This window comes from Paenibacillus sp. VT-400 (assembly GCF_001029205.1).
GTDB classification, from domain to species: Bacteria; Bacillota; Bacilli; order Paenibacillales; family Paenibacillaceae; genus Paenibacillus; species Paenibacillus amylolyticus.
Genome location: NZ_LELF01000067.1, coordinates 3,582,294 through 3,594,864, shown reverse-complemented (window position 1 = coordinate 3,594,864; position 12,571 = coordinate 3,582,294). Strand labels below are relative to the sequence as shown.

The window sequence follows — 12,571 nt, the reverse complement described above, 5'->3', positions numbered from 1 at the left end:
TCTTTAGAACGAAGTGAATGGTCTGGGTATGTCTCGTCGGCTGCTTTTGGTATTCACCTGGAAGTGTAGGAAGACAGTCCTGCATGGCAACGACTATGCTGCATCTATCATAGATTATCCGCAACATCGGGGCGGGTATATACGCCTTCAGTCATCGGCTAGGGCCACATCTGTAATGAGGTTCATCTGAATATCCCGGGACCCATCTTCCATCAGCAGTCTGAGGGTACGAGCCGGACGGTCCAGTCGAAGTACTTGACCAGTATAACGGATATCGTCATGTTCGTGAAACACGGTAATGGTGACCCTATCTCCAAGCATCATCGAGTTACTGAGCAAACGGGACATTTCTTCCGCGGCCTGGGCATCCAGGGATGGGCGGGTACGAGGAGCTAGTTGTTCCTGATGAAGAATGTAGGCTTCCCGGTGTTCGGGGAGCATCATGCGTGAGGACTCGAAGATACCGTTTTGCTGCAATTTTTTACTCATTTATAATGACCTCCAATTTTATGAGAACGTTCATGGGCTTGCGCGGACGAGCAGAGGGAGGATGCCCGCATGATGGCGGTATCTCCGTACCTGCGCTTGATATCATCCGTGGCACGTTCCAATTCTCTTTTGCGTTCGCGGTCATCAAACCAGGACAGTTGCACTTCGGAATCGGGTACAAGTCCGGTCAATGACATGCTGATGCGGCGGATGGGTAATCCGTCCCAATGGCGCAGGAACAGAGCTGCTGCCGCATCGTATACTTCATCCGTAATGTTGGTGGGTTCATTCACCTTCATCTGGCGGGAGAAACCGGTTGGTCGATCATAATCCTGTCCGCGACATCCAACCGAGACCACATGGCCCATGAGTGATTTGTCCCGGGAACGTCGACTGACGAGTTCCGCCAGTTCAAGCAGTACCACTTTGATATCTTCCCAGGAGTCATAGTCCTGGGGCAGCGTCATTTGATGTCCGATCCCCTGTTGCTGATGAGCATAGGTCCCGGGTTTGACCGGGGAATCGTCAATACCGCGAGCGATACGCCACAGTACCTCGCCATTCACCCCCCAACGTTCTCTTAGTCGGGACAGTGGGGTCTGGGCCAGATCACCAATGGTATGAATGCCCATCTTGTAGAGATGCTGCGCCATGCGGGAACCAACCATGAACATGTCTCGAACAGGCTTTTCCCAGATGGTTGAAGGCAGATCTTTGCGAGGCAGCGTGCAGATGCCTCCCGGGACTTTTTTGGCATACAGATCACAGGCCATCTTGCTAACGACCTTGGTATCGCTGATACCGATTCGAATATACACACCCGTCTCATCCATCACCCTCGATTGAATGCTGCGTGCAATCGTCTCGGGACTGCCGAACAGATCCAGGCTTCCGGTGACATCGAGAAACTGTTCATCAATACTATAGGGTTCCACCAGATCGGTGTAAGACTGAAGGATACGCGTAATATGAAGGGATACCCGAATCTACTCGGCCATCCGGGGGCGAACAACAACAACATCTGGACATTTGGCGAGCGCTTCGCCCAGTCGTTCTGCTGTCGTAATTCCATAGGACTTGGCGAGTGGACAGGCCGCAAGAATAATACCCGAACGGCGCGCCGGATCTCCCGCGACTACGAGGGGGCGGTCCTTGTATTCGGGATGTGCAGACTTCTCCACACTGGCATAGAATGACTGGCAGTCTGCCAGCATGATGACACGTCTGTCTTGGCGGGGCATAAGACTTCTCTCCTTATTCGTGATGCTAAGCTCTTATGTTAAGAAGCAATTATTTTCATTTGAACATCGATAATTAACAGTTTATTTACAGTATGGAACAAGTGTTCTTGTTTTATAAGCATATCTGACAATTCGAAATGCGGCAACCGGAATTATTTTGCAAATTGGACACAATTATGGGTTAGCCATATTAGAGGCAGAAATTAGGAAATAAGATGTGCTTTTTTACATTTAATGTGAGAGATCCATGACCTACGGTTGATGACCGGGCGTTCATTTGGGTTTTTGTAAAAGGGTTATAAATGGGCACAGTCCTATAGAGGGGGACTGACGTCCTTTTTTGATTTTCTGCATTTTTCAGAAAACCTTGATGTGACGCGGAATATCGCTGATGCGTTATCGGACTATAGTATCAATTTTGTAATCTTTATGGTTAATACTGTAAAAAGGTCCGCAACTTTAAATAATGACTCGCGTTTAATGGGGTATGTGTTCCAACGGCAAACGTTGCCTGTACCCGCGTTGCACATAACAATATAGGTTCCAGAATTGCAAGATCAGCAGGGCACCAATACCATGCGATTCCAGCAGATATTAGTGTTCGGGAATCAGACGTATCTCAGAGGCTTCCCGGTGCTAGTTGATGGCTCTTTTTACGAATTATGGGCAGAATGTTCCATTTCATGTTTGCTTCCATCAGCCTAGTTACAAATGCAGAGTCTTAGCGCTATAGTGAGAACTACACCGCTGACATCTCTACCAAGCGGACATCCGAAGCGGAAAGATTCGTAAACTTCATGTTGGACCATTCGATGTTGAAGCAGGATGCATATTAGAGAGGTGAGCAATCTAAAGACATGAGCAGACAAAGACGAAGACGCTGGCTATTAACGGTGTTGACAGGAGCAGTGGTGGTGACCGGTGGGATATTTGCCGGATGGCACTATATGCAACCCAAGCTCGTTACGTACACAGCGGAGAACGGCACGGAGATGAAATTCAAGACCGATGGAGACCGGTTCATGGAATACGGGCCAGATGGAACGTGGAGGGAGATGTTCGTCAAAGGTGTCAACCTGGGCGCAACTTCACCGGGGCATTACCCGGGAGAATTCCCGCTGACCAAAGAGGATTACTTGCGGTGGTTCCAGCAGATCGAGGATCTGGGAGCCAATGTAATCCGGGTATACACGGTTCACGAACCGATTTTCTACTCCGCATTAGTCGAATATAACCGCGGCCGGGAGCAACCGTTATATTTTATACAGGGCATATGGTCACCTGAAGAAGAGTTAATTGAGAAGCAGGATGCCTATGCGGCGCATATTGAGCAGACGTTCAAGCAGGAGATTGAAAAGGCCGTATCTGCTGTCTATGGCGATGCGGACATTCCTGCCAAGCAGGGAGAGTCCAGCGGCAAATACAAAACGAATGCAGGAAAATACCTGATGGCCTGGCATGTGGGGACGGAATGGGACCCGGCAATGGTAGACAACACAAACGCAAAACATGCGGACGTGCCGCAGTACAAGGGAGTTCATTTCTCGGCGAGTCCAGAAGCGTCACCGTTCGAGAACTGGCTCGCAGAACTGCTGGATCATACAGCGGTCCTGGAGAAGAAGTATGGATGGGAGCATCCGATGACTTTCACCAACTGGGTAACTACCGATGTGCTGGATCATCCTGGCGAGCCGCTGTATGAAGAGGATCTCGTGAGTGTGGATGCCCGACATATTCAGCCGGAGGCATGGCAGGGAGGTTATTTTGCAGCCTACCATGTGTACCCATATTACCCGGATCTGTTCCATATCGATAAAACACTCCAAACCATCAAGGATGAGAACGGTGAGTACAACACGTACAAAAGTTATCTGCGCAAGCTGAAAGCCGAGTTTTCCGATATGCCTGTAATGATTACAGAGTATGGCGTACCCTCTTCTCTTGGTATTTCCCATCTGGGTATGGGAGGACGGAATCAGGGTGGACATAACGAAGTAGAGCAGGGAGATATTGACGCGTCACTGACGCAGGATATCTATGATGAAGGATACTCGGGAGCGATTGTGTTCATGTGGCAGGATGAATGGTTCAAAAAAACATGGAACACGATGCCACTGGAAATCCCGGCTGATCGCCGTGCATATTGGCTGAACGTACTGACAAACGAGAAGATGTTTGGTCTGCTTGCCATGGACCCCGGGAAACAGGAACAGTTGACCATCGACGGATCACTGGATGACTGGGATGATCTGAAGGATGAAGAGGTCACGACCTGGCAGGGCCAAGTGGACGGCATTCAGGAAATGAAGATGACCCATGATGAAGCCTATCTGTATATTGGGCTGACCTTGGATCAACCGTTTGACCCGGCTAAGACAGTGCTGCGAATTGGGACCGATACACTTGCTGGAGGCAGTCAGCCTGACAAGTTACTCCCGGGCCGAACACTCAGTGATGGTCTTGAGACGGTGATTACACTGGGACAGGATGAAGAATCACAGGTGGAGATTGCCAAGGATTATGACTTTAATCAGCGCCTGTACGGCAAAGAAGGATACGATATGCTGCCAGATCAGCAGTCAGATTCCGCAGATAATCCGTTCCACCCATGGAATCTGGCAGTCAGCCTGAGGATGACACCGCCGGATACCCGATCTGCTCAACCGTTCATGAATGAAAAGGTCGGAACATTGAAACGAGGAACGACGGCTCCCGGCCAGCCTGATACGGATTCATTAACGTCATGGCAGTATAACGGCAATCAGGTGGAGATGCGAATTCCCTGGATGCTGCTTGGGTTCGGTGATCCGAGTTCGCTGCAAGCGATCGACTATGGACCGCTCAAGAATGGACGTGAGTTCTCCACAGTTGCTGTGGAAGGCGTTACCCTCATTCCGTGGTTAACGGACCGCGCCACGAAGAAAGTATCTTGGCCTGGGGGTGAACAGACGACCCTGGATCTGAAGACATTGCCGGTATATAGCTGGCAGCCTTGGGAGCAGGTGCAGTATAGTGAACGCCTGAAGCTAAGCTACGAAAAAATGAAGAAGAGTTATGAAAAAATTCCTAGTTTTCAGATCGAATAAATGAGTATAAAGGAGGACCTTTTCACATGTTTCCAAGTTTGGCTTTGGCCTATCTGTTTTTGTACATCTGTATCGCACTTGTTGTTGTAGGCGTCATCGTATTGTTTGCCATGAAAATGTCCCACAATGGCAAACGACGCAAGACGGCATTTTATGAATTGAAGCAGCGTGACTATTTCACCTATCTGCAAACAGCCTTGACCGAGAATAGTCCGCTCAGATTGCCACCAGGCAAACTGGCTCCGCTGGAACGCAGAGTCATTCAGGACAGACTGATTGAATGGATCGACCAGTTCAAGGGTGAGTATCGCGACAAATTAATCGCACTGTGCCGTGAAGCAGGATTCGTAGAGCATGATCTGAAGGAACTGGGCCGTCTGCGTTATGGTCGCCAGATTGATGCAGCTTATCGCTTGGGTGGCATGCGTTGTCCCGAAGCCGTTCCGGGTTTGATGGAATTACTGAAGGATGAGAAACCGGGCCCGATGGCCATTATGATTGGTCGATCCATCTCCAGATGTGCGACTCGGCAAGGTGAACTGAAAGACATGCTCGCTTTGCTGTTAACCAAAGGTAAGTCCATTCACCATCTGGCAGCAGATATTCTGCTCGAAACGAGTCTGGATACGAGCAGAGTTCTAATTGAATTGCTGGAAGACCGGAATCCTGATTTTGTCAAAGTCGGACTGGTTGCCATGTGGGGACAGGCTGTACCTGAAGTGATGCCTGCACTCGACAGACTGGTAGGCGCAGAACATCAGGATGTACGTGCCGAGGCGGTGAAGCTGTATCTTAGCGCAAGTCCGGCACTCCGGGATGAGACAATCCTGAAGCTGATCCAGGACCCCGATCCGGAAGTTCGCGCCGAAGTGGTACAAGCGCTTGGTTACAAGCATGCATCTGGCAGCATTCCATTGCTGCGCAAAGCGCTTCGGGATGAAGACTGGAGAGTTCGATATAACAGTGCGGAGAGTCTGAGCAAGCTCGGTGAACCGGGATTCGAAGCGCTGTGTCAGGCTGCGGTGCAAGGTACAGTTGCTGAGCGCGAGATTGCGATGCAGCAGATTGAGAGTACCATGCAGCACACGAGAACCGATGACAGAGCTGTAGAGCAGATGATTGCACATAACAAAAAAAGACTGCTGTACGATCGCTATTTTGGCCCTGTACGAGAGAACAGAACCAGCAAGAAACGCACAGGTGTCGCTACGGTAGGAGGGGATTACACTGCTTAGGGATCTACTATTAATCTACGGCATGGTCGCAATCTACTATGTTGTTTTTGTAAATACGCTCTATTTTTCCATTCTGGCCTTATCGTTCCGTAACATCTGGACGATCTTCCGGCGGTCGCATTATTCCAAATACAATACATTGTCAGGCTCGGAACTGGTACCTTCGGTTTCTCTGCTGGTACCGGCATACAACGAGGAACTGACGATTATTGAAAATGTAAACTGCCTGATGACACTGAATTATCCAACGTATGAAGTCATTGTTGTGAATGATGGCTCCAGTGATGCGACACTGAATATCCTGTTGGAAGAATATCGTCTGAAGCCAGTACCCAATACGAAGATTCGGGGCAAGATCGCCTGTCAGAAAATTCGTGGGATCTACCATAACCCGGAGTTCCCGGATCTGTATGTCATTGATAAGGAAAACGGCGGTAAGGCCGATTCCCTCAATGCCGGGATCAACCTGTCTCATTATCCGCTAATCTCATCCATCGATGCTGATTCGTTGCTGGAGAAGGATGCCCTCATCCGCATGGCACGCATGTATATGGAGAATCCGGAAGAGACGGTAGCTATCGGTGGAGATGTACGGATCGCCAATGGCTGCAAAATTGAAAACGGGGCAGTGCAAGATGTATCGCTGCCACGCAAGATCTGGCCCATGTTCCAGTCGATTGAATATCTCAAAGCCTTCCTGGGCGGACGGATTGGCTGGAGTCACATGAACGGTCTGATCATTGTCTCCGGTGCCTTCGGCATGTTCCGTAAGGACGCTGTAATCGCCGTGGGTGGATACCGGGATGGTTATCCTGGGGAAGACATGAACATCATCATCAAACTTCACCGTTACATGCTGGAAAACAAATTGAAGTACCGCATTGCCTTCTGTCCTGAGGCCGTATGTTGGACGCAGGCACCGGATTCCTACCGGATCTTGTCCAGTCAGCGTAAGCGCTGGGGCCGCGGGAATCTGAAGAACATGATCGAGAATCGTGGCATGTTGTTCAATCCGAAATATAAGGTTATGGGTATGGTGACCATGCCATATAACGTCCTTTTTGAAGCGCTCAACCCGTATTTCCGGATTACCGGACTTCTGGCTCTCGCTGGATATGTCCTTCTGGATATGACGCAATGGCCGATTCTGGTTCTGTTCGGACTGCTGAACTTTGTGAGTGGTTATCTGCTGAGTGTGGGCGCACTTGTCCTGGAGGAGATTGCTTTCAAACGTTACAACAAACTCTCCGATCTGGTCAAAATGCTCGTCTACTCCGCGCTGAAATTCGTGGGTTACCACCAGCTCGGTGTACTGTGGAGATTGCAGGGACATGTGCAGTTCATGCAAAACAACAACTCATGGGGTACTATGACACGTCAAAGCTGGTCCGAGGATGAGAAGAAAACAAGCGAAGCCGCTTGATTAAAGAATAATCAAAGCAATTATATGTCCAACTAGACATTTACACGATAACGGAGAGGGCAGAAAAAGCCTGAAGAGCGAAGCGTGCACCTAAAAGCTTTCTGAAAGAAAGCTGCATCGAAAGCATACGCTTATCCCCGGATTTCCCCTTGTATAAAGGAATCTGGGGATAACAGTGATCGAAAGGTTGTTCTGTCATCGGAGTGGCAGTGTAAATAATATTTTTTGGACTTATAGATAATCGAGGAGAAGGGTGGAAAAGAACATGCCAAATACGGCGACATTGCAGCGTGAGGCTGCCGTTGATGTGTACCGAAGTGTAGAACAGGGATTGAAGGAAACGGGTGCCGAAACATGCGGCTTAATGTTCATCCATTGTGCAGGAAACTCTCAACCTGAGCAGCAGGTCAGGACACATCTGGAGCAAACGAGTGAGTCTGCCTTCCAGGTGTGGAAGGATGGGGCCACCCAGGCGATTGCCGTCCTGCTGCCAGGGTTGTCACTGGATGAGGTTCATTATGAAGGACTTCGGATCAAACATGAGTTGCAAGAGACTGTACCCGGTGCCGATCCACAGATTACACTGGCCAGTTTCCCGGAAGGGGAGCGCCCTTCGAAGGCAACTATTCAGCATATGGCTGAGTCCTCGAAGCTCGTAGATTCGTCGGAAATTCATATCTACACGCTGGACAATACGGCGGACGAGCCGGAACGAATTTTGATTGTGGACAACGATCCGACGGTACGCGAATTCCTGCAATTGCGGTTGAAGATGCAGGGATACGAAACTTATGAAGCCGTTGATGGACTGGCTGCACTGGAGTTGATCGAGAAAGTCACACCAGATCTGGTGCTCACCGAACTGAATCTGTATGGCATCGATGGTCTGCCGTTCATCCATCATATTCAGAATCTGGAGATGGAGCAGCCACCCAAAATTGTCGTGTTGACCGAACAGCGTGTCGAGCAGACGATTAGTCAATGTTTCCGCAGCGGAGTCGATGATTACATGACCAAACCGTTCTCGCCTGTAGAGCTGGATGCCCGAATCAGACGCTGCCTGCATTAGAAGACAGCTTGGAACAACTGATTGTGTGAAGTGCAAAGTAATAGCTTTTTTTACACTATGAATCAGATAGATTAGAGCAACATTTAGAGCACAGACACTCATCTATTTATATGGATTTTAAGCACCACCAAATACACTGCCCGGAGGGAATATCATGGAGAATCAACAATTCCACACATTACTGAATGCGATTGAAAATAAAGAAGCTGTACTCGGCGTTGTCGGGCTCGGTTACGTAGGACTTCCACTTGCCGTGGAAATGGTCAATCAAGGTTTCACGGTAATCGGAATTGATCTGGATGCGTCCAAAGTAGAAAGTATCTATCAAGGAGATTCCTATATTCACGATATTTCGTCTGATGAGTTGAAAAAAGTAATGCAAAGCGGTCGTTTCCAGCCAACGACAGATTACAGCATGCTGCGTGTGATCGACGCCCTCAGTATCTGCGTACCGACACCTCTTAGTGAGAATCAGGACCCGGATACGTCTTACATCGAGACTGTTGTGGATCAGATCAAACTGCACATGAAACCAGGCATGCTGATTACGCTGGAGAGCACCACTTATCCAGGTACAACCGAAGAACTGATCCAGCAGCAGCTGGACAAGATCGGACAAGAAGCAGGTAAAGACTATTTCCTCTGCTTCTCGCCTGAACGTGTGGACCCGTCGAACGGACGTTTCACAACATTTAATACGCCGAAAGTAATCGGGGGCACAACTGAAGCTTGCTTGAAGCTCGGAACAGCGCTATATGGAAAATATGTAGAAACCGTAGTACCGGTATCCTCACCAAAAGTGGCTGAGATGTCCAAACTGTTGGAGAACACATTCCGCAGTGTGAACATTGCTTTTGTAAATGAGATGGCGATGATGTGTGACCGTATGGGCATTGATATCTGGGAAGTTATTGACGCGGCGGCGACGAAACCATTTGGTTTCATGCCATTCTATCCAGGCCCAGGCATCGGTGGACACTGCATTCCGCTTGATCCGATGTACCTGTCATGGAAGGCCAAAGGCTTCCGTTTCTATAGCAAATTCATTGAACTGGCGCAATCCACCAATGACAACATGCCATATTATGTGTTGAACAAAACGTCAACGATTCTGAACGAATACGCTAAATCCGTACGTAAATCCAATATTCTGCTCCTCGGTATGTCGTACAAACCGAATATTGCCGACCTGCGTGAATCACCAGGACTGGAAGTATATGAATTGTTCAAGGAAAGTGGAGCTAACGTTAGCTACTACGATCCACATGCGGATTCCTTCCAGGATAAGCATGGGGAGACCGTACACAGCGAAGTGTTCAATCTGGAGCAGTTCAAGAAGTACGATTGCATCGTGCTGATCACCAACCACAGCGATTTGCCTTACTTTGATATTGCCGAGATGGGTGTACCGATTCTGGATACACGTAATGCCTTCCGTTCGTACACACATCCGCATATCTACAAGATTGGTCACTCGGTACAGCATCCTGTGCTTGAGCCAAGTGAAGCGTTGCTCGTCTGAGGAAATATATGAGGCAACGGGGCAAACTGGTGGGTATGGCGAAATGGGCCATTCTGGCTGTGGTGTTGTGCCTGCTGCTTCTGTCCTGGATGTTCAAATGGTTCTCGGCAGAGGAACATAAAGCGACCTGGCTGTGGGACGCGTCCATTATTGCAGAGCAAACGCCTGAGATTATTGCTTTTTCCAAAGAACAGGGCGTAGATACCATCTTCCTTCAAATCCAGGATGAGGTGCCTGATGCAACATACCGTAAATTCATTGCGGCTGCCCGACAGGCTGAGATTGAAGTGCATGGACTTAACGGTCATGCAGACTGGGCCTATGAGGAAAAGCGGGATGAAGGGCTTGCTTTTATCGAGCGAGTACGAGCATACAATGCGGCTTCCGCTAAGAATGAACGTTTCGAAGGCATTCAACTGGATGTGGAGCCGTATCAGCTGAAGCGCTGGGAGAACGAGGAGAGCAGCGTCATTGCAGAGTGGCAGAACAACATGAAGGCCTGGACAAAAGCCGGCGAGGATGCCGGACTGTACATGAGTGCTGCCATTCCGTTCTGGCTTGATGCCCGTCAGTCGGCTGAAGGTGAGGGTACATTCAGTCGCTGGGTGATCTCCCATTTCGATGCGGTGGCCATTATGGCTTACCGGGATAGTGGGCAGCAGATGTATGATCTGTCCAAGGAAGAACTGGACGAAGCGGATGATCTCGGCAAGAAAGTCTGGATCGGAGCGGAACTCGCGGATACACACGAGGGGGATCACCTGACCTTTTTCCGTAAACCGGTTAGCAATATGAATGAAGAGATGGCAAAGGTGTTTGATCTCGGTACCTCGCATTCTTCATTTGCAGGTGTGGCTGTGCATCATTATGAAGCATGGTATGCGAAGGAGAACGGTATTCCACTTGCGCGCAAGGATGAGAAGAAGGAATAGCGTTAGGTCAACGTAAAAAAGTTTCTAGTTTCAGGTAGTACGTGTAGTCAAGACTATAGTATAGAAAGAAGGCAAGTACCGGGTTAAAGGGGCTTGCCTTTTTTGGTGTTGGATCTACATAAATTGAACTAAAGAAAATTTACACTTGCCACTCCGATGACAGAACAACCTTCTGATCGCTGTTATCCCCAGATTTTTTATATTCGGCTTTACAAAGGAGAAAATCTGGTGATAAAGGCGAACGCTCCGCTTCTTCAGGTTATTTCTGTCCTCTCCGTTCCCGTGTAAATGTTTAGTTCAATTTATATAGTAATGGGTTTCGCAGCACTATGATGTGCAGGATATGACACTTAGGCGTTCATTGCAATTTAGTAGACGCGGTATCGTACACAAGTCAGGGTACACGAGACTGAGTTATAGGCTGAGGAGCGAAAGTCGCTCCCTCATTCTTTCGTGCTCTCCGCTGTGCGATAGCGATTGGGCGGCAGACCGACTTGCTTTTTGAACGCTTTAGAGAAGGAGAACAAGTCCGGGTAACCTACGGAATGAGCCACTTCAGTTAAGCTTAGCGGCGTCTGCACGAGTAGACGTTTGGCTTGGGTCATTTTCAATTGCTGGATATATTGCACAGGGGACAGACCATAGGCTTTGCGGAACTGTTTGGCAAAATGGGTTCGATCCACACCCGCATGAGCGGACACACCTTCCACGGAGATGCCGCCTGCAAAATGAATGTCCATGTATTCCTTGCCTTTCTGGAGCCAAGGCGTGGTTGAATCAGGTTGGAATCCTTTGGTTGCGGGGGACCGGGCAATTCGGTCGAATAGAGTTAGAAACCGGGTGAGTCGTCCCAGATCACTCGCTCCGTCCTGCGGTTTGCGAACATCCTCCATGAATGAGCGCATGGCACTTGCAGTCTCCGGAGTAAGTACACCTGAACGGTATGGTGAGTCGGGTGTAAGTCCAATTCGGGAAAGCAGTTCGGCTGCATGTGCACCATCAAAGGCAATAAATATTTTCTGCAACGTATCCTCGGGGTCCGTCCAGTACTCATGGGTAACATGTGGAAACAGACAGAACGCATCCCTGGCACGAAGGGTGTGACGCTGTCCGTTCTGTATGAATGTACCTTCCCCCTCCAGCACAAATAGCAAATAATAATAAGGTGTAGTGCGCGGGCCAATATGATAGTTGGTCTTGGCTTTATTACGGCCGATGCGAATCGGCCAGGCGCCACCAGCTTTCTCGAATTCAGATGGAGTGAAGAAAATAATATCCAAAAACTCATGGTGGTCCTCCTTCATGCTCTCGGTCATCAGGAACACCTCTTTATTGTATAAGTATCGTTTGTACATTCCAAAAGTTTGGCTTACAGATGTAGTTCAAAAAGTCCACTTTTGATTACGAATCATGCCTAGTGGCATTATCAACATCGAAGCTGAAATTCAGCCGAAATGTCCGTTGCTCACGTAGTTTTCCTACGCTCCGCTACTCCATTTCTAGCTTCATTCGATCTTCTCGGTACTGAAAACCAGACTTTTTGAACACGTATTTAAACCTATTATACAGGTGGG

Annotated in this window: 8 protein-coding genes and 1 pseudogene; 6 read left to right on the top strand and 3 right to left on the bottom strand. The window is 48.9% G+C overall.

Going from position 1 to position 12,571, the window contains the following annotated elements:
* Positions 1-147 precede the first annotated feature (147 nt).
* Positions 148-489 (bottom strand): YolD-like family protein, encoded by a 342-nt coding sequence (locus tag EL84_RS26490; RefSeq protein WP_047843669.1) that lies wholly within the window; start codon positions 487-489, stop codon positions 148-150.
* Positions 486-1,730 (bottom strand): annotated as a pseudogene (locus tag EL84_RS26485) (DNA polymerase IV). The gene EL84_RS26490 and the pseudogene EL84_RS26485 overlap by 4 nt, the downstream one beginning before the upstream one ends.
* Before the next feature lie 857 nt (positions 1,731-2,587).
* Between EL84_RS26485 and EL84_RS26480 the strand changes: the two are divergent.
* The 6 genes from EL84_RS26480 to EL84_RS26455 all read left to right on the top strand — a co-directional run bounded on the left by EL84_RS26480 (position 2,588) and on the right by EL84_RS26455 (position 10,997).
* Entirely contained in the window at positions 2,588-4,816 is a 2,229-nt protein-coding gene (locus EL84_RS26480) for a hypothetical protein (RefSeq protein WP_047843668.1), read from the top strand.
* Between the two features lie 26 nt (positions 4,817-4,842).
* Positions 4,843-6,051, top strand: coding sequence for a HEAT repeat domain-containing protein (locus EL84_RS26475; RefSeq protein WP_047843667.1), 1,209 nt, complete (start codon positions 4,843-4,845; stop codon positions 6,049-6,051).
* Between the two features lie 22 nt (positions 6,052-6,073).
* A complete protein-coding gene (locus EL84_RS26470; RefSeq protein WP_174806433.1) occupies positions 6,074-7,474 on the top strand; it encodes a glycosyltransferase family 2 protein in 1,401 nt (466 codons plus the stop codon).
* Between the two features lie 265 nt (positions 7,475-7,739).
* Entirely contained in the window at positions 7,740-8,543 is an 804-nt protein-coding gene (locus EL84_RS26465; RefSeq protein ID WP_047843666.1) for a response regulator transcription factor, read from the top strand.
* Between the two features lie 154 nt (positions 8,544-8,697).
* Positions 8,698-10,065, top strand: coding sequence for a nucleotide sugar dehydrogenase (locus EL84_RS26460; protein ID WP_047843665.1), 1,368 nt, complete (start codon positions 8,698-8,700; stop codon positions 10,063-10,065).
* Positions 10,066-10,073: 8 nt separating this feature from the next.
* A complete protein-coding gene (locus EL84_RS26455; protein ID WP_047843664.1) occupies positions 10,074-10,997 on the top strand; it encodes a hypothetical protein in 924 nt (307 codons plus the stop codon).
* 443 nt (positions 10,998-11,440) lie between these two features.
* On the opposite strand, the gene EL84_RS26450 is transcribed toward EL84_RS26455, so the two are convergent.
* Complete coding sequence (locus EL84_RS26450; RefSeq protein WP_047843663.1) at positions 11,441-12,313, bottom strand: helix-turn-helix transcriptional regulator; 873 nt, start codon at positions 12,311-12,313, stop codon at positions 11,441-11,443.
* Positions 12,314-12,571: the final 258 nt, after the last annotated feature.

Coding starts and splice junctions, on each gene's coding strand:
- EL84_RS26490 (WP_047843669.1), bottom strand. CDS start 489: ATGAGTAAAAAATTGCAGCAAAACGGTATCTTCGAGTCCTCACGCATG.
- EL84_RS26450 (WP_047843663.1), bottom strand. CDS start 12,313: ATGACCGAGAGCATGAAGGAGGACCACCATGAGTTTTTGGATATTATT.
- EL84_RS26460 (WP_047843665.1), top strand. CDS start 8,698: ATGGAGAATCAACAATTCCACACATTACTGAATGCGATTGAAAATAAA.
- EL84_RS26475 (WP_047843667.1), top strand. CDS start 4,843: ATGTTTCCAAGTTTGGCTTTGGCCTATCTGTTTTTGTACATCTGTATC.
- EL84_RS26455 (WP_047843664.1), top strand. CDS start 10,074: ATGAGGCAACGGGGCAAACTGGTGGGTATGGCGAAATGGGCCATTCTG.
- EL84_RS26470 (WP_174806433.1), top strand. CDS start 6,074: ATGGTCGCAATCTACTATGTTGTTTTTGTAAATACGCTCTATTTTTCC.
- EL84_RS26480 (WP_047843668.1), top strand. CDS start 2,588: ATGAGCAGACAAAGACGAAGACGCTGGCTATTAACGGTGTTGACAGGA.
- EL84_RS26465 (WP_047843666.1), top strand. CDS start 7,740: ATGCCAAATACGGCGACATTGCAGCGTGAGGCTGCCGTTGATGTGTAC.